13 protein-coding genes are annotated in these 20,262 nt (G+C 40.5%); 12 read left to right on the top strand and 1 reads right to left on the bottom strand.

What is annotated here, in order from left to right; translation table 11 throughout:
• Both LBQ60_06840 and LBQ60_06835 read left to right on the top strand, forming a co-directional pair.
• Positions 1-193 (top strand): hypothetical protein (locus LBQ60_06840; protein ID MDR2037622.1); only part of this gene is annotated, 193 nt, incomplete at its 5' end.
• 207 nt (positions 194-400) lie between these two features.
• Positions 401-2,116: a metallophosphoesterase gene (locus LBQ60_06835; GenBank protein MDR2037621.1), complete on the top strand. Its 1,716-nt coding sequence runs from the start codon at positions 401-403 to the stop codon at positions 2,114-2,116.
• On the opposite strand, the gene LBQ60_06830 is transcribed toward LBQ60_06835, so the two are convergent.
• Entirely contained in the window at positions 2,070-2,315 is a 246-nt protein-coding gene (locus LBQ60_06830) for a hypothetical protein (protein ID MDR2037620.1), read from the bottom strand. The two genes, LBQ60_06835 and LBQ60_06830, sit on opposite strands and share 47 nt — an antisense overlap.
• A gap of 169 nt (positions 2,316-2,484) precedes the next feature.
• On the opposite strand from LBQ60_06830, the gene LBQ60_06825 reads away from it, so the two are divergent.
• The 10 genes from LBQ60_06825 to LBQ60_06780 all read left to right on the top strand — a co-directional run bounded on the left by LBQ60_06825 (position 2,485) and on the right by LBQ60_06780 (position 20,260).
• Positions 2,485-3,045 (top strand): sigma-70 family RNA polymerase sigma factor, encoded by a 561-nt coding sequence (locus tag LBQ60_06825; GenBank protein ID MDR2037619.1) that lies wholly within the window; start codon positions 2,485-2,487, stop codon positions 3,043-3,045.
• Between the two features lie 51 nt (positions 3,046-3,096).
• The gene (locus LBQ60_06820; protein ID MDR2037618.1) at positions 3,097-3,987 is read left to right on the top strand and encodes a FecR domain-containing protein; all 891 of its coding nucleotides are present in this window, start codon (positions 3,097-3,099) and stop codon (positions 3,985-3,987) included.
• A 173-nt stretch (positions 3,988-4,160) separates the two neighbouring features.
• Positions 4,161-7,619, top strand: coding sequence for a TonB-dependent receptor (locus LBQ60_06815; protein MDR2037617.1), 3,459 nt, complete (start codon positions 4,161-4,163; stop codon positions 7,617-7,619).
• A 13-nt stretch (positions 7,620-7,632) separates the two neighbouring features.
• Complete coding sequence (locus tag LBQ60_06810; protein MDR2037616.1) at positions 7,633-9,564, top strand: RagB/SusD family nutrient uptake outer membrane protein; 1,932 nt, start codon at positions 7,633-7,635, stop codon at positions 9,562-9,564.
• 19 nt (positions 9,565-9,583) lie between these two features.
• Entirely contained in the window at positions 9,584-10,774 is a 1,191-nt protein-coding gene (locus LBQ60_06805; protein MDR2037615.1) for a DUF4959 domain-containing protein, read from the top strand.
• 80 nt (positions 10,775-10,854) lie between these two features.
• Positions 10,855-11,985, top strand: a complete 1,131-nt coding sequence (locus LBQ60_06800; protein ID MDR2037614.1) for a discoidin domain-containing protein — start codon at positions 10,855-10,857, stop codon at positions 11,983-11,985.
• A 142-nt stretch (positions 11,986-12,127) separates the two neighbouring features.
• A complete protein-coding gene (locus LBQ60_06795; protein MDR2037613.1) occupies positions 12,128-14,599 on the top strand; it encodes a hypothetical protein in 2,472 nt (823 codons plus the stop codon).
• A gap of 43 nt (positions 14,600-14,642) precedes the next feature.
• A complete protein-coding gene (locus tag LBQ60_06790) occupies positions 14,643-16,571 on the top strand; it encodes an FAD-dependent oxidoreductase (protein MDR2037612.1) in 1,929 nt (642 codons plus the stop codon).
• 29 nt (positions 16,572-16,600) lie between these two features.
• Positions 16,601-18,463 carry an FAD-dependent oxidoreductase gene (locus LBQ60_06785; GenBank protein MDR2037611.1) on the top strand — a complete coding sequence of 621 codons (1,863 nt, stop codon included), beginning with the start codon at positions 16,601-16,603 and terminating at the stop codon, positions 18,461-18,463.
• Complete coding sequence (locus tag LBQ60_06780) at positions 18,464-20,260, top strand: FAD-dependent oxidoreductase (GenBank protein ID MDR2037610.1); 1,797 nt, start codon at positions 18,464-18,466, stop codon at positions 20,258-20,260.
• The last annotated feature ends 2 nt before the right edge of the window (positions 20,261-20,262 follow it).

Raw genomic sequence — 20,262 nt, 5'->3', positions numbered from 1 at the left:
GAACAGTAACTGGATCGAATTGGGTAGAACTGAATACCCCAGTGATAGCAATCTAGATACAGCGGAAAAAAATCTGAGGATAATTGATGCTTCTTCACAGGGTATTAAAAGTAGGTACTTCAAATTAATACTACCAAATACACGTAGTAACGGCAATGTTTCTATTGCGGAAGTATTCGTATGGGGACGATAAAAGAAAATAAGGATGAACAAATGTTCATCCTTATTTCTCTTGTTTTTTGATCTGTGGAATAGGCAAAAACCTTTGCATTTAACTCGTTATGATGTATTTTACAATGTAATTCGTGCAATATATCCACAAATCACACATAAAATATTATTAATTTAAGATAATTGCCAGTATTCGATATACAATTATCAATGATATAATTTTAGTAAGATGACTACAAGAAGAAATTTTGTAAAAAAAGCCGGTGCAGGTTTATTAGGCATAGGCGTAACTCCTGCATTATATGGCTTTTCCGTTCAGGAACAAACATTAGGCTTGCAGCCGTATCTGCAGAATCCTGCCACTAATGCCATGACCATCATGTGGCGAACAGCTGATCTTTCATACAGCTGGATTGAATATGGAACAGATAAAAATGATTTAAAGATCGCCCGGACTGTAGAAAACGGAATTGTGGCTGCTAACATCACCAAACATAAGGTGCGGATTACCGGATTAACGCCGGATACACAATATTTTTACCGTGTTTGTTCTCAGAAAGTGATCAAATACCAGGCTTATTCAAAGGAATTAGGTCCTGTTGAAAAATCAGATTTCTTTTCATTTACGACGTTAGGCACAATTCCTAAAGATTTTACATGTTTAATCTTCACTGATTTACATGATAATCTTGCTCTTTTTGATAAACTGATGGGACAAGTACGTTCACACGGAATTGAATATGATTTTTCCATCTTCAATGGTGATATTTTTAATGATCCGGCATCCGAATCCCAGATATTGAATCTGGTAACACGCTATAACCAGGGAGTAGATGCGGCCAATAAACCTGCTTTTTATCTGCGTGGGAACCATGAGATACGAGGCCCTTATGCTATGGAATGGCAATCTTTTTTTGATTTTACGGATGATAAAACTTATCTCTCTTTTTCTTATGGGGATACGCGTTTTGTTCTTTTAGACAATGGAGAAGATAAAAATGACGGACATATTGAGTATTCCGGTCTGGTTGATTTTGATGGTTTCCGTAATCAACAAACCGACTGGTTAAAAAAAGAACTGGCCACTGATGAATTCCAAAACGCTTTCCGCAAAATTTTAGTGCACCATATTCCCATCTATAGCTGGAACAGCGGTCACGATCCCGGGTTTATGCCCTGCTTTGATTTATGGGATCCTATTTTCAGGACCACACCTTTTGATCTTGATATTACAGGACATCTCCATAATTTTAAATTCTATTCGAAAAATACTGTAAATAATCCTTTCCCATTAGTAGTAGGTGGTGGAAATACCGAAGCAAACGGCAGGGTAATGGTACTTATCAAGCGAGGGGAAGTACTGACACTTAAATCATTGGATTGTGCAGGGAATATCACAGTACACCCAATTTACCGTGAAAACGTAAGTTTAAGTAGTGTTACGATAGTTGGTGGGGAATTAATTCCGGCATTTGATCCACAGCAAACGGAATATCAAATAGGTATACCATCACAGATATCCGTTCTGTCGGTCACGGGACAGTCGTCCGGTGGAACTGCAACAGTTAAAGGAAACGTAACTGATAAAACATGTACCATTGGGGAAAAAATCGTACTGACAGTTACAGCAGATGACGGGACTGAAAAGTTATATACGTTCACATTGGTGTTGGGTACTACTGGTGTTAACAGCCCTGAAAGTCTTCCTACAGATGTTCAGGTATATCCTAATCCGTTAAAGCAAGGTTCTATACTTCACGCTAACCTGGATAAACACTATAATGATATCACCATCAAAATTTTGAATGAAACTGGAACTATAGTACAGACAAACAGGATGCAAGGACAGTATCTTTCTATTCCACTGGCTTTACAGCAGGGAGCCTATATTATCAACCTTAATACCGGACAAAAAGAAATAGCACATAAAATTCTGATTCAATAGGAGCTCGTGAATTCGCTATAAAAAAATAAGACAGATAATCTCGATCTGTCTTATTTTTTTTCCGGTTATACCTTTTCTTTGAAGGAACTATTTTCCGATAGTTGATCGGTTTTCCATGACTGGCTATTTCTTCCTCCCTGCTTTTTTTTCGTGATGTTTTGATGATATCCATCATAATTTCCTGTTTTTTACGTTTCATTGATAAAAATTATATGATAAATAATATTTAATTGATAAGAACAAATTTTGTACCTAATACTTATGATAAGGTATAAAATTCTTATATTTGAATGCCATATATCTCAAAAAGAATCAATAATCCCAAAAATAAAGACTATTTTTGTTGTTTGAGAAGAAAAAATCATTGGATGGATAATAAAAAGTTTCTATGGTCGATTTACGAGGAACAGGCTGAGATGCTCTATTCCTACGGATGTAAATTTACCATGGACAAGGAAATGATCAAAGATTGCATCCATGATGTTTTTGTAAAACTTTATGAGAAAGACTTATCCTCTGTACAGAACCTGAAATTTTACCTTCTGCGCTCATTTAAAAACAGGTTATTGGATGAATTGTCGGATAAATCAAAAGATTATATCGAAGATGCTTCTTTTTCTTACGCATTACAGGTGTCATCCGATGAAGATGTCCTTATAGAAAATGATCAGGTCCGGGAATTAAAGTTATTTATTGAAAAAGCATTTGAAAATCTTACCAACAGGCAAAAAGAAGCCATTTACCTTTATTACATTGAAGGACTGAATTACTCCGATATAGGGGAATTATTACAAATGAATTATCAATCGGTCAGGAACACAGTACACCGGGCGCTTATCCGTTTAAGGGAGCGGTTGGGAGACTCGCCTCCAGTATTCTTATTCTTCCTGATATACAAATTTATTTTTACTTTTTTTCCGGAAGATTGAGTACAAAAAATATCTTTTTGTGTCTTTTCATCATATCCATTGATAGAAAAGATGATAAAAGACGATCTTCAAAACGATGAAAAGATAATCCATACTTTTAGGGAAGGAGCCGTTGATAAATTTCCCGAAGATGAAAAAAGACTATTACGGCAACGTATTCATAAAAGTATTGAAGGGAAAAGAAATAATTCTTTTGTTCACATTTATTTATGGGCTGCTGCTGCAATCGTTATATTATTCGGTATTGGATATATGTTAAATAACCTGGCAGGAAGGACAAAACCCGTCCAGATGATCTCTCATGAAACCGGCAATGAAGAACGGATGCGTGTATTATTGCCCGATTCGACTGTCGTACTTCTAAATGCAGGAAGCCGTATCGAATATCCGGTTGTTTTTGATGACAAATCCCGTGAAGTAAAATTATCCGGGGAAGCGTATTTCGATGTTAAACCACAGAAAGAACAGCCCTTTGTGGTTTTAACCGGACAATTACAGATAAATGTACTCGGAACACAATTTACCGTCTCTGATTATCAGGATGCAACTACCGCTGAAACAGTATTGATTTCCGGAAAGGTAAATGTCCGGTCCGCAAATGATTCGGTTTCAGTTACGAACCTAGTACCGGATGAACAATTTCTTTTTAATAAAGAAAATCAGGATATTGTCATACAAAAAATTGATGCATCCCGATATACTACATGGGTTAATGGAAGATTACATTTCGACAATGCGGAACTGGGTTATATCATCAACCGGCTGGAACGCTGGTATGGAAAAAAAATAGAATGCCCGGAAGATTTGAAAACAAGTTATCGTTTAACATTTACCGTACGTAATGAAGACATATCCCAGATATTTCAATTGATCCAGAATGCATTGCCGGTACAATTCGAACAAACCGAAGACAAAATTATGATTCATCAAAAAAATAATTAAAAACTCTTATATAAAATCAAGCAGCCTATGAAATAACCCGGAACGAGAAAAAGCAAAAGAGCAGAGAGTGGGTCCAGCACTTCCTGCTCCATAATGACTTTAATTAATCAGTATGTTTCATTATCGGATTGCTTCGATAATTGAATTGATATTAAATAAAATCACTCAAATGTATGAAAAAATTTAAAATAACAGAGGTTTTATTACCTTATGGAAGAGTTAAGCGAATAATGAAAATCACTTTTTTTCTCCTCTTTGCGACATTAATACAATTGTCTGCAACAAGTTCTGCTCAAAATAAACGATTGAGTATGAACGTTGAAGGAATGACCATCAAAGAGGTGTTAAATACCATTGAAGCACAAACAGAATTTACTTTTTTCTATAATAACGAACAAATCAATATCAACAGGAAAATTGGTGAAAATTTCAAAAACACCACTATTACCGATATTTTAAACCAGGTTCTGATAAAAAACGGAATAGATTACAAAGTTCAGGGACAACAAATTGTTCTTTCACCGGAAAGCGCCAATGAAGTAAAAATAGCCCCGAAACAAAATACCAAAACCATAAAAGGAAAAGTTCTCGATGAGAACGGAGACCCGTTACCCGGATCAACTATCCAGATAAATGGAACTACCCGCGGCGTGATGACCGATACCGACGGATCTTATTCTATCGAAGCCCTTTCAACAGACCAACTGGATATTTCTTTCGTGGGCTATCAGACTTATTCGGTGATCGTAGGAGAACAAACCGAAATTACCGTTGCTCTGACACCAAAGGTAAACGAACTTGATGAAGTAACGGTGGTTGCTTTTGCCAAGCAAAAGAAGGAAAGTGTCTTGGCATCCATCACCACGGTCAATCCAAGCGAATTGAAAATTCCCAGCAGTAATTTAACCACAGCACTCGCCGGACGAATTTCCGGTTTGATCTCTTATCAGACCAGCGGAGAACCGGGAATGGATGATGCCAACTTTTTTGTCCGTGGGGTGACTACTTTTGATTATGCCGGAGCAGGTCCACTGATCCTTATCGATGGTGTCGAAATGACTTCAACGGATCTGGCCAGACTACAACCGGATGATATCGCCGCATTTTCTGTGATGAAAGATGCAACGGCAGCAGCACTTTATGGTGCACGCGGAGCCAATGGCGTTATTCTGGTAACTACCAAGGAGGGCCGCGAAGGACCCGCTACGATCTCTATCAGATATGAAACGTCTATTTCCAGGCCGACTAAAGATATAGATCTGGTCGATCCGATCACCTATATGCAAATGAATAATGAAGCTGTTTTAACCCGCAATAAAATAGGGATGATCCCTTATTCATTGGAAAAAATAGGCAATACTATTGCCGGAAAGAACCCGATGGTATATCCTGCAACAGACTGGAGGGATATGCTGATCAAAGACCAGACTTTCAATCACCGGTTGAATTTCCACCTGAGCGGGGGTGGTAAGGTGGCCCGTTATTATGTCGCTGCTACCTATAATCAGGACAATGGTGTATTAAAAGTAGACAAACGGAATAATTTTAACAGTAATATTGATCTGAAGCGTTATTTATTGCGTTCCAATATAAATATCAATGTTACTCCGACCACCGAGGTCGTCATTCGTTTACACGGAACTTTCGACGATTATTCCGGTCCGTTGGATGGAGGCAGTGACCTGTACAAAAAAATATTACGTACCGATCCCGCTTTATTCCCTGCTTATTTTACACCCGATAGCGCACATCTAAGCAAGAAACATATTCTTTTCGGAAACTATGATAATGGAAATTATATCAATCCCTATGCAGACATGGTAAAAGGCTATAAGGAATATTCCAAAACCACTGTTCTTGCACAGGTCGAATTGAAACAAAAGCTGGACTTTTTTCTTGAAGGATTAAGCCTGCGTGGATTATTCAATACCACCAGGTATTCTTATTTTGATGTATCCAGATCTTATAATCCTTTTTATTATGCAGTTGCCGGATATGATAAATATGAAGATACTTATGTCCTAACCGGACTAAACCCATCCGGCACGAATGGCGGTACCGATTATCTGACCTACAGCGAAGGACAGAAAGACGTAAATTCTGTCATCTATTTTGAAGGAGCTATTAATTATGACCAGACATTCGCAGAAAAACATGGTGTCAGCGGTTTGTTGGTCTTTACGTTAAGAGAAAAATTAGAGGGCAATGCCGGTTCCCTGACATCATTTCTTCCTATGCGGAATGTAGGATTATCCGGTCGCTTTACCTATAATTACGATTCGCGTTATTTCGGGGAATTCAACTTTGGCTACAACGGATCGGAACGCTTTGCCAAAAACGAACGTTTTGGATTTTTCCCATCTGCAGCTGTGGGATGGATCCTATCCAACGAATCATTCTGGGGAAATTCTTTAAAGAAATATGTAAATATGTTTAAACTGAAAGGGACATATGGGCTGGTAGGTAATGATGCCATTGGAAATACCAATCAACGCTTTTTTTATCTTTCAGAAGTCAGTATGAATAATGCTTCCTACGCTTATACCTGGGGAGAAGAGTTGAATTATTCAGTACCCGGCATATCCATCAGTAAATATGCCAATGAGTTAATTACCTGGGAACGATCCACCAAAATGAATCTGGGAATAGAGGCTAAGTTATTTAATATGGTTGATTTACAGGTTGATTATTATCGGGAAAGGAGGAAAAATATTTTGTTATCACGGGCTTCTATTCCTAAATCCATGGGATTGATGGGAGCCGATCCTCAATCAAATCTGGGGGTGGCAAAGGCACATGGAGTAGACCTATCCGTAGATATTCAGAAAAACATCACTCCCGACTGGTGGATCAGTGGCCGCGGAAACCTTACTTATGCCGTTTCCCAATATGACGAATACGAAGAAGTCGAATATACAAATATGCCCTGGTTATCGAAGATCGGCCAATCTGTATCGCAACAATGGGGGTTAATTGCCGAAAGGTTGTTTGTCGATGAAGAAGAGGTGGCCAATTCCCCGGCTCAGTTCAATGGCGGATATATGGCGGGTGACATCAAATACCGTGACATCAACAGGGATGGATTAATAACCGATGAAGACAAAGTCCCGATCGGGTTTCCGACAGAGCCCCAGATCATTTATGGATTCGGATTGTCCACAGGATATAAGGGCTTTGACTTTTCTTTCTTTTTTCAGGGACTGGCGCAAAGATCGTTCTGGATAGATGCAACAAACACTGCCCCGTTTATTGATACGGACGATGATACCAAGGTTATCTCCAAAAATGCAATGTTACAGGTATATGCCGATGACTATTGGTCTGAAGAAAACAGAAATCTTTATGCACTGTGGCCCAGATTATCGGATCAGATGATTGATAACAATGTTCAAAGAAGCACCTGGTTCATGAGAGACGGATCATTTTTGCGCTTGAAATCAGTGGAGTTCGGTTATTCTTTACCGGAAAACTGGATCAAGCGTATTTCCATGAAAACCTGTAGATTTTACTTTAGCGGCACCAATCTGCTTACTTTCAGTAATTTTAAATTATGGGATCCCGAAATGGCAGGAAACGGTCTTTCCTATCCAATCCAGAAAGTATATAATTTTGGGGTTCAAGTGACATTTTAATCGAATTATAGATATGAAAAAAATTAATATTCTTTTAATAATCGTTTGTAGTACTCTACTTTCCTGTGCAGATTATCTGGATGTAGCTCCGGATAATGTGGCCACCATCGAATATGCATTCAGGGATAAAGTAGGGGCCGAGAAATATCTGGCGACCTGTTACAATTTTATGCCTAACTTCGGTTTGCCGGCAAATGATCCTGCCTTTATGGGAAGTGATGAAGTATGGAATTTTGAAGATAAAAGAGAACTTGATGACGATGTGGGTAATTATTATCCTTTTTATATTAAGTTAGGAAGGCAAACTGCCAACAATACTTATTTAAGTTATTGGACAGGAGAAAATCATGGACGAAACCTATGGGTCGGCATACGCCATTGCAATATATTTATGGAAAATGTCGATGAGGTGGGATTGGAACTGACCGGGCTTGAAAAAGAACAGTGGATAGCGGAAGTAAAAACCCTGAAGGCTTTTTATCACTACTATCTGTTACGGATGTACGGACCTATTCCTTTGATGAAAGAAAATATTTCCATTGAAGCGAATACGGAGGAAGTCCGCGCTTTTAGGGATCCTTTTGACGATTGTGTTGATTATATCGTCCAACTCATCGATGAAGCGGTCCCCTATCTTCCCGTTTCCATTGAACAGAGAGCTACGGAATTGGGTCGTATTACACAACCGATTGCCTTGGCCATCAAAGCAGAACTATTAGTCACGGCTGCAAGTCCATTATTCAATGGGAATTCCGAATATATCAATCTGACCGACAGTAGGGGCGTGAAATTATTTCCCCAATCATATGACCCGTCGAAATGGGACAGGGCTGTTCTTGCCTGTAAAAATGCAATAGATACCTGCCTGTTGGGTGGACATTCATTATACCGGTATACGCAGCAGACTTATATATTGTCTGATACTACCCGGCTGGAGTTAACTCTGCGCTGTGTAGCATCGGACAGGTGGAATAGCGAAATGATCTGGGGAACCACCAAATCCTTGCAACAACGGCAACGGACAACCATGCCATTTTTTACGGATGCCATGGCAAATACCAATCCGTGGAGAGGGATGATCGTTCCGACCATGGGTATGGCCGAACTGTATTATTCCAATAATGGCGTACCCATCGAAGAAGATCAATATTATGATTATGAAAATCGTTTTGAGGTGGATAATGCCCCGGATTCCCATTACTATTATATACAGCAGGGATTCAGGACAGCAAAGCTGCATATGAACCGGGAGCCGAGATTTTATGCCAACCTGGCTTTTGACGGAGGGATTTGGTTCGGTAACGGAAGGTATAAGGATGTCGGAAAAGGTACCGATACGGAAACAGCCTGGCAGATAAAGATGAAACAGGGTGATGCTTCCGGAAAGAAAAGTACTTACCGGTATTCCATCACTGGTTACTGGGCAAAAAAAACAAGCAGCCTCACTACTGCGACAAATACAAATGGAGCAGGAGTTTATATCAATTATACTTTCCCGATTATACGGTTGGCCGATCTGTATTTGTTGTATGCAGAGTCACTGAACGAATCACTGGAGGCACCGAATGAGGAAGTCTATACTTATGTAGATTCGGTCAGGAAAAGAGCCGGATTAAATGGTGTGGTCGAAAGCTGGCGCAATTATTCCAGATATGCCGATAAACCAAGTGAGAAGATCGGAATGAGAGAGATCATTCACCGGGAACGAATGATTGAACTGAGTTTTGAAAGCAAGCGTTTCTGGGATATCAGGAGATGGAAAAGAGGGCATGAACTGATACCCGGTCCTATACGCACCTGGAATATTGAAGCGGATAACGAAGCGGAATATTATCAGGTGATCAACATAGATAATTTAACGTTTTCCACTAAAGATTATTTATGGCCGATCAAGACATCGGAAATGCAAAAGAATACGAATCTGGTTCAGAATCCTTATTGGTAATGGTTAAAATATAAAGACAATGAAAAAGTTTATTAGTTATTGGACAGTTTTGATTCTTATGTTCCTTGTGGGATGTAAAGATTATGAGGTAGGACAGTTTCCTGTGGATAATACTCCGCCGCAACCTGTTTCCGATGCCGTTGTGGAAAATTTGCCGGGACGGGTAAAAATAACCTACAAATTACCCAATGAGACAGATTTACTTTATGTAAAAGCGGTTTATTATAACTCTCTCGGCGTAAAGATGGAAGTGAAAGCCTCTTCCTTTAAGAATACAATTGAGATCAAAGGGTTCGGTAAAAGCGATGATCAAACGATACACCTGATCGCGGTGGATAGAAGCCAAAACGAATCTGAAGCATTGCCAGTAAAAATCAAACCGCTGGACTCTCCTATTTATGCTGTTCGAGAGACCTTGCAAGCTGTTGAAACCTGGGGTGGAGTAAAACTGATGTGGGAAAATCCGTCAAGAGAACAGTTGATCGTAAAAGTGTTGAAGGATGAAGACAATGAACAAATAGAAATAGATACCTTTTATTCTACCGAATTAACTGCTGAAAATTCGACAAGAGGATTGGACAGTATTCCGCAAGTGTTCAGGATTTTCATTAAAGATATATATGAAAATACTACTGATACACTGGTAACTACCATCAAACCGAGATATGAAATGGAATTACCCACTGGTAAATTTAAAGAAATGGATCTGGGTACAGACTATGAAGTATCTCAATATTCAAACGGATGGAATAAACTGTGGGATGGACTTTATGGAGTTGAAGGCAGTATGTATTACCTTAACATAAAAGGGAATGTTACATTTTCATATTTTACAATTGATCTGGATGCGACATACAAATTATCCAGAACCAGGGTCTGGGGACGGACAAATTACGCTTACGCATTGCATAACCCACGTTACTTTGAATTCTGGGGTACCGATGATCTGGATGCGGCCAGGAATAAAGACAGCTGGGACGGATGGACCAGACTGATCGAGTGCGAAAGTTATAAACCGTCAGGATCGGCTTCGGGAGTTGTCACCTCAGAAGACCAGATATATGCCGAAGCCGGGGAAGAGTTTGAATTTCCGGATGACGTGATCAATGTACGATATATCCGTTTCAGATGCAATGAAACCTGGACAAAATCCAAAAATCTTTGTATCGGTGAATTAAGATTCTGGGGACAGGAGGTAAAAATAAAATAAATGTAATGAAAGCCGAAAGGACAAGTCAAAATATTTGAACTTTTCAGAGGCGAATCTTATATTATTTAAAAATGTAGAATATGAAAACAATATTATTTTTTATCAGTTGGATATTTGCATTGTATTTCGTATCCTGTGCGGATATGAACGAAAATGTGGATGAGTATTTAAATCAGGGAGAAATAATCTATATTGCGAAATCGGATTCAGTAAAACTCTTTGCAGGACGTGAGCGTTTTTTACTGACTTTCTGGTTATCCGATCCGCGTACCAGCGAATTACGGATATACTGGTCGCAAAAAGCAGATTTTCTCAGTATCCCGATAACCGAAGCCGATTTGGGAAATCAAATTGATGCATATATAGGAAGAAATGAAAAAACAATCGAAGAGGGTAATTACACCCTGCAGCTGATAGCCTATGATATATTAGGGAACGCCTCGATTACAGATGAATACAATGTAAATGTTTATGGAGAAACATTTGCCAGTCAGCAGGCATCTACACCCAAATTTATTAAAAAAGCGGCATATAGTGTTGTGGAAGATTCACTGTCAATTATTTTTGGAAGTACGGCATCATCAAGAGAATATGGCATCAATCTGACATATACGGATAATAATGGCGTGTATCAAAGCCTGAATTACACTTCGGAAAAAATAAAGAGCGAATTGAACGACTCTTTGTCTATCATGGGGATCGATATTTCACAACCCATATCGTACGTCACCAAATATCTTCCCGAAACCACCGCTATCGATACATTTTATACGGAAGTTACGGTGATCGAACCCAGAATTACTTATCCTACATTCAATGTTGCTTTGGGTAAAACAGTAACACATAGCGATTGTAATCCTGCAAACAATACCGGACAAATGGCAGTTGACGGGATAAAGACAGGTAATGAAACGCGATGGGTATCTGATGATTTGAATGGAGAACACTGGATCATCATTGATCTGGGGCAGGAATATGTCATCAGTGGTTTCAAAACATGGGGTGGTTCTCCTGCACAGGCTCAGTTCAGATTTGAAGCGGAAATTGATGGAGCCTGGGTTCCGCTTGTTACCATGGGTGGGAATACTCTATTGGAATATTCCGCCGAATTTGATGAAGTAGCTACCAGTAAAGTCAGGTATTATATTCCAGCGTATACGACCAACCGGGTACGTTTATACGAAATAGAGGTATACGGAAGGCAACCTTGATCAGTTTGACGACATATACATCGGATTTAAATCCGATGTATATGTCGTTTCTTTTTTACTATTATTCTCTTAACCATTTTAATATATAGTTGTTTTATATTTTAATAATATTTTTGGCATATTTACAAAAAAGTATATACATATGTTGCACAAAACGAGGAAATTCATCTATATCATCGGGATAATATTTCTTTTTTCCTGTACACCTCCGAATCGGGAAAGTGCTTCAAAACTCTGTATTAGTGGCATCTATCCCCATTTAGCTTATTATAATAACGAAGGAGAATGCGGAACAGGAGCTGTAGTTACCTGGGCAGACAGGTTGTGGGTGATTACCTACGGGCCGCACTTACCATTCGGTTCATCCGACAAATTATATGAAATTTCTCCGGAACTTGAAATAACAACCAGGCCCGAAAGTGTGGGCGGAACACCTGCCAACAGGATGATTCACAAAGAAAGCAACCAGTTGTTCATCGGTCCGTATGTAGTCGATCAGGAAAGAAAGGTAAGGACGATACCATATAAAAATGCTCCGGGAAGGCATACGGGAAATGCACGTCATCTTACAGACCCGGAAAATAAAATATATTTGGGTACCATGGAGGAAGGTTTTTATGAGATAGATGTAAATGACCTGGGAGTTAACATGTTGTATGAGGATGGTAATATAAAAGGGAAAAGAGAAAAAGGAAAATCCGGACAATACAACGATCTTCTGCCCGGCTGCCACGGGAAAGGATTATATTCAGGACAGGGGGTTCTGGTTTATTCCAATAACGGGGAGGATAGTCCGGAAGCCAAAATTAAATTCGATATAAAAGCTGGTGTTTTGGCAGAATGGAATGGAAAAGATTGGACAATTGTCCGTCGCAACCAATTCGTCGAAGTAACAGGTCCAGGAGGAATATACGGAAATCCGGATCCTGCAACGGACCCTATCTGGGCAACAGGTTGGGACCACAAATCCGTAATTACAGGAGTCCGTGATGCAAAAAAAGGCTGGCAGTTCTATCGCCTGCCTAAAGCCAGTTACTCTTATGACGGAGCACACGGCTGGAATACCGAGTGGCCAAGGATCCGTGATATCGGAACGAAAGATCAGCCTGATTACTTAATGACCATGCACGGTATGTTCTGGCATTTCCCGAAAACTTTTACCTTATCCAATTCTGCAGGAATCAGGCCCCGTTCGGCATATCTGAAAGTAATCGGTGACTTTACACGTTGGAATGACCAATTGGTATTCGGCTGTGATGATGCTGCACAAAAAGAATTTTTAAATAAACGAAAAACCAAAGGAGGTATTGAAGGACCGGGACAATCCAACTCGAACCTTTGGTTTACAGCGGTTGATCAACCGGATAGACTCGGACCTAAAAATGCCGGTGGCTATGTATGGTTAAATGAACCTGTAGAAGCCAATATTCCTTCCGAACCATTTTTATTTGCCGGATGGGATATCCGTACTGCCTGGCTGAAAAATACAGGAAATCAGACCGTAACATTCAAATTCGAAACAGATAAAGAAGGAACCGGACAATGGAATAAACTGAAGGATATAGATATTCCTGCCGGAGGATCTCTATTTCTTGAATTCGAAGAAAAGGAAAAAGGAGAATGGATAAGGGTTATTTCCGATAAAAACACACAGGCAAGCGTTGCTTTTGTTTATGCGGATATAGATAAAAGAAAAAACATCCCTGACCCTATATTTAAAGGGATTTCTACTATAGACCAGGAAAAATCGACAGGAGGATTATTATACGGTTTAGGAGACAATAGAAGGGTTATGGGGATACTTGCAGGAAATGAAACCGGAGAAACCGGATATTATGAGATAGATGAACGGATGAAAATAGTTCTTAAAGAAGATCATAAAACAACTTCGTTCATCCGTGAAAAATTTGCCATCCCGGAAAATGTTGTTGAAGTAGAAAAAGGTTCGGTACTGGTGGTGGATGATAAGGGTAGAAGATGGAGGCTTCCGTTGGGTAACGAAGAATATACGGCAGCAATGCAGAAAGGATTGTTGCGTATTTGCCGTGAAGTGGCGACAGAGCGGGATCTCTTCAATTGCCATGGAACTTTTTATGAACTACCGGCAGAAAATGCAGACGGCTATGCGAAAATAAGGCCCGTTGCCTCACATAACCTGAAAATACAAGATTACGCTTCTTATCGCGGATTACTCATTATTTCAGGAATTGATCCTAAAAAAGCAGGAAAAAACCCACATATATTTATTTCTGAAGACAAGAAGGCTGCTGTTTGGGCCGGAGTGATCGATGATCTGTGGAAATTAGGAAAACCCGAAGGAAAAGGAGGGCCATGGGTAGATACAAATGTAAAAGCGGGGATACCATCCGACCCGTACTTAATAGGTTTTTATGATCAACGCCAGTTAGAATTATCGCATCAATCGGCTAAAATGGTTACTTTTACCATTGAAGTCGATCCTACAGGGGATGGAGACTGGGTGAAATACAAGGACATTAGTGTAGGCCCCGGAGAAATATTTAAATCCCTGTTTCCGCAATCCTTCCTGGCAAGATGGATACGGTTCTCAACCGATAGTAATACGCTGGCAACGGCATGGCTGGAATATAATTAATAGTATAAATACAATCTGAAAAATTTGATAAGAACAATATTTGATGACCGGAGGTATCCATAAAATCACAATACTATTCTTAACATGGGGGGTCTTCTACGCATGTAATAATCAACCTGTTGATGTTTTTATAGAAGTAGAAAGTTTTTCTGATAAAGGCGGTTGGGTAGTCGACAATCAATCTGTAAATGCGATGGGATCACCATACCTGATGGCTCACGGACTGGGTATCCCTGTTGAAGATGCATCCACGGTTATTTCCCTGCCTGAAAACGGGAAATACAGGGTTTGGGTCAGGACGAGGGATTGGGTAAAACAGTGGGGAAAAGAAGGATCACCGGGAAGGTTCATGGTTCAATTTAATGGCCTCATATTAGATACTATTTTCGGAACAAGGCAGGCTGAGTGGCACTGGCAGGATGGAGGGATCATAAAATTAAAATCCGGTGATAACAAGATTACACTTCACGACCTTACCGGATTTAATGGTCGTTGTGATGCTATTTACCTGACTACAGACCACAAACAAATCCCTCCCGACGAGCCGGACAAACTAGCTGCTTTTCGTGAACAGCAATTAGGATTATCCAATCCTGAAATATTGAAAGATTTTGATCTTGTCGTCGTTGGAGGTGGTATTGCCGGTTGTTGCGCAGCCATCAGTGCCGCCCGTTTAGGATGCAAAGTAGCGTTGATACAAAACCGGCCGGTACTTGGAGGAAACAATAGTTCGGAAGTACGCGTCGGTTTGTCAGGATTGATCAGTCAACTACCTTATCCTAATCTGGGTAATCTGCTCGATGAAATCGGAGGTGTCGGACACTGGACATATTGGGAAGCAAAACAAAATCCCGATGCGGAAAGAAGCAGGCAAATTATGGATATCATAAAAAAACATCCCGAGAAAAAAATCCATAATGCCGGACCTGAAACCAACTATGAAGATACAAAAAAACAATGGGTGGTGGAAAATGAAAAGAACATCACCCTGTTCCTGAATACAGAAGTTTACAAAATACATAAAGAAGGAAATTGTATTGTTTCTGTAACAGGTAAAAATATTATGACCGGTGAGGAATACCTTTTCAAGGGTAAATTATTTGCCGATTGTACAGGTGACGGAAATCTGGGTTATCTCTCTAATGCAGATTTTCGTATGGGCAGGGAAAGTAAAAGTGAAACCGGAGAACCACGGGCACCGGAACAAACAGATCAATTAGTAATGGGCACTTCTGTTCAATGGTATGCTGAAAAGACAAATAAGAATTCTTTATTTCCGGAATGCTCATGGGCGCTTCAATTTAATGAACAAACCTGTCGCCCGGGCCTGAGGGGAGATTGGAATTGGGAAACAGGAATGAACAGAAATCAGATCACTGAAATAGAATATATCCGTGATTATGGATTACGTGCTGTTTTTGGAAATTGGGATTTTCTGAAAAATAAAAGCCCTAAAAAAGACGCATTTGCAGATAAAAAACTTACCTGGGTTGCCTATATCGGAGGCAAACGGGAATCACGCCGCTTACTGGGCGATATCATATTGAAAGAACAGGATATCTTAGAAGATATATCTTATGAAGATGCTTCTTTTACTACTACCTGGGGAATAGATCTTCATTTTCCCAAAGAAATTCCCGGTTTAACAGAAGAACCATTTCTTTCTTATGCCGATATACAGGATATAAAACCCTATGCAGTACCATACAGGTGTTTATATTCCAGAAATATAGATAATATGTTCATGGCCGGACGGAATATCAGTGTGACACATGTCGCCCTGGGAACAATTCGTGTTATGCGGACAGGGGGAATGATGGGTGAAGTAGTCGGGATGGCAGCTTCATTATGCAAGAAACATTCGGTAAATCCAAGACAAATCTATCAATTACATTTGCCTGAATTAAAAACATTAATGGAAAAGGGCGTTGGTAACCTTGGGTTTCCTGAAATAAAGAAACTTGATGAATAACAGAAAAATCATAAATTAGTATATCTCTCATGAAAACACATTTCATTATTTTACTTTGTATTGTTTTGGCAGCATGTAGTAACCAACCTGCTGATCTTTTTGTTGAAACAGAAAATTTTTCCGATAAAGGAGGTTGGGTGGTCGACCAGCAATTTATGGATCTGATGGGATCATCCTACCTGATGGCACATGGTATGGGAAAGAAAGTAGATAACGCAACTACTACCGTCAGGTTCCCTAAAACAGGTAGTTACAGGATGTTTGTCCGCACTTATAACTGGACATCTCCATGGACAAATGATCCTGGTCCGGGAAAATTTCAGGTTTTGATCGATCAAAAGCCGGTTGGCCGGGTTTTCGGAGATACCGGGAATTCATGGTTGTGGCAGGATGGTGGCAAAATAGAGATCAAAAACAAGAATACACAGGTCGCTTTACAGGATTTAACCGGATTCAACGGACGTTGTGATGCCATATATTTCACACAGGATAGCACATTCGTTCCTCCGGCAGGGTTGGATCAACTGACTACTTTCCGTTCCCAGAAAACAGGCATCAAGCCTAAGAATGCAGGAAAATATGATTTCGTAGTCGTAGGAGGTGGAGTTGCAGGCATGTGTGCTGCTGTCTCAGCCGCCCGCCTGGGATCAAAAGTTGCCATCATACACGACAGGCCTATATGGGGTGGTAACAACAGTTCCGAAGTTCGTGTACATCTTGGCGGACGAATTGCATTGGAACCGTATCCGGAATTAGGCGGTGTGGTTAAAGAAATGAGCCCGATGAAAGGTGGGAATGCACAACCGGCAGACAGGTATGAAGATGAAAAGAAAACCAACCTGATGGATGGAGAACCGAATATAGACCAATTCCTCAACTATCGCGCTTTTGCCGTAAAAATGGATGGGAATATGATCAAATCGGTTACAGCAAAACACATTGAAACAGGCGAAGAATTGACCTTCACCGCTCCCGTTTTTGCCGATTGTACAGGTGATGGTACTGTCGGTGTACTGGCCGGAGCCGATTTCGCCATGGGTCGGGAATCAAAAGCTGAGTTTGGTGAATCCACAGCCCCAGAAGAAGGAGATAAAATGACCATGGGAAGTTCCGTACAATGGTATTCTGAAGATAAAAAAACTCCGGTTGATTTTCCGGTTTTTCGCTATGGCGTTGAATTCAACGAAGAAAATGCCCAGAAAGTAACCATGGGGGAATGGACCTGGGAAACAGGTATGAATTACGACCAGATCAGTGAATTCGAACGTATCCGTGACTATGGCCTGATGGTGGTATATTCCAACTGGTCTTTTTTGAAAAATGAACTCAGTGAAAACGAAAAATATGTCAACCGTTCTCTCGGTTGGGTCGCTTATGTTGCAGGAAAACGCGAATCACGCCGTCTTCTGGGCGATCACATATTGAAAGAACAGGACATCACCGATTATGTGGTATACCCTGACGGAACAGCTTCTACTTCATGGAGCATCGACCTGCATTATCCCGATCCGAAAAATACGGCACAATTCCCCGGTCAGGAATTCAAATCCATTGCTGTCCATAAAACTATTTATCCTTACCCTATTCCTTACCGTTGCTTCTATTCACGCAACGTCGACAACCTTTTCATGGCCGGACGTAATATCAGTGTAACACACGTGGCTCTAGGAACCGTCCGTGTAATGCGTACTACCGGATTGATGGGCGAGGTAGTAGGAATGGCGGCCTCGCTTTGCAAACAGAACAAGACCAACCCAAGGGGGGTATATGAAAATCATCTGGAAGATTTGAAAGTACTGATGAAAAAAGGAGTCGGAAAAGATGGTACTAAAGGATATCCGGATTATAACCTGGGTGGAACCTTAAAGGAAAGACCCCAAAAAAGAGATTAAATGAATCCGTATGTGTTTCTGTTAGTAATATTGCTTTCCAGCGTCAGGCATATATATGCATCGGACTTGTTTGTCGAAGCGGAGAGTTTTGCAGAAAAAGGCGGCTGGGTAGTAGACCAACAGTTTGCAGACCAGATGGGCTCTCCTTACCTGATGGCCCACGGACTGGGAAAACCTGTATCTGATGCCGGTACGGTAGTTGATTTTCCTGAAACAGGTACTTATTACATACATGTGCGGGTATATAACTGGACATCTCCATGGTACGAAAAAGCCGGCCCCGGAAAGTTCAGGATTAAACTGAACGGTAAAGTCCTTCCTGTAACCCTGGGTGATAAGGGCAACGAATGGATCTGGCAAAGCGCCGGAAAGATCAATATCAATAAAAAGCAAACAGAAATCATTTTACAGGATTTAACAGGCTTCAACGGTCGTTGCGATGCTCTTTATTTCACTAAAGACCCTTCTTTTGTGCCGCCGTCAGCAACAGATGAACTGATGGAATTCAGGCGGGAAAAGCTGAACATAAAACAAAAAGATGCAGGGCATTATGACCTGGTGGTTATCGGAGGAGGAGCAGCAGGGATATGTGCAGCTGTTTCTGCCGCACAATGCGGTCTTAAGGTCGCATTGATCAATGACCGCCCGGTTCTGGGAGGAAATGGCAGTTCAGAAATCAGGGTGGGCCTGACAGGTGATACCGATAAAAACCTTTATCCGAACCTGGGAAAAGTAGTTAAAGAAATCCAGATGGACAGGCCCTTCAATGCCGGCCCTGCGGAAGCTTACAAGGATGATAAGAAAATGAGTGTGGTACGGGAAAACAAAAATATCAGTTTATATCTGAATATTCATGTATTTGTCGTTGAAACTGATCAAAATACGATACAGTCAGTTACCGGCCGCCATATAGAAACCGGTGATGAATTCCGTTTCTACGGAACATTATTTGCGGATTGCACAGGAGATGCGGCTGTTGGTTATCTTTCCGGGGCAGATTACCGGATGGGAAGAGAAAGCCGTTATGAAGCTTTCGAGTCGCTGGCACCATTATCTTCAGATCATCATGTATTAGGTTCCTCCAATATGTGGTCATTCGAAACAAAAGACAAACCCTCTTCTTTTCCCGTATTGGAATGGGCTTGTCAGTTCAGTGAAGTTTATCACATAAAAGAAAAAAAACCCGGCTGGAAATGGGAAGGTGGTTTTACAAAAAACACCATCCTGAATGCAGAAAATATAAGGGACCAGAATCTCAGGGCCATATTAGGTAACTGGTCTTACTTAAAAAATAACGATCCGGATTATGCCAACCGGGAGATAACCTGGATGGCCTTTTTAGCGGGAAAGAGGGAATCCCGCCGTTTACTCGGGGATATCATACTGAATCAGAATGATATTCAAAACCAGGTAAAATATAATGATGCCAGTTTTACTACAACATGGTCATTAGACCTTCATTTTCCCGATCCTAAATGCAGCAGTTTTTTCCCGGGGGAAGAATTTTACAGTTATTGCGTTCAGGTTCCCATATATCCTTATCATGTACCCTATCGTTGCCTCTATTCCAGGAATATAAACAATTTGTTTATGGCAGGGCGTAACATTAGTGCAACACATGTTGCATTCGGGAGTATCCGGGTGCAAAAAACCACAGGTATGATGGGTGAAGTAGTAGGAATGGCAGCTTCACTTTGCATACAAAATAAAACCAATCCGAGGGGAGTATATCAGGATCACCTGAAAGATCTGAAAACATTGATGAAAAAAGGAGTCGAAAAAGTAATCCCCAATTAAAC

The organism is Bacteroidales bacterium, assembly GCA_031275285.1.
In the GTDB taxonomy this organism is placed as follows: Bacteria; Bacteroidota; Bacteroidia; order Bacteroidales; family UBA4181; genus JAIRLS01.
This window is presented reverse-complemented; position numbering and strand designations above follow the sequence as displayed.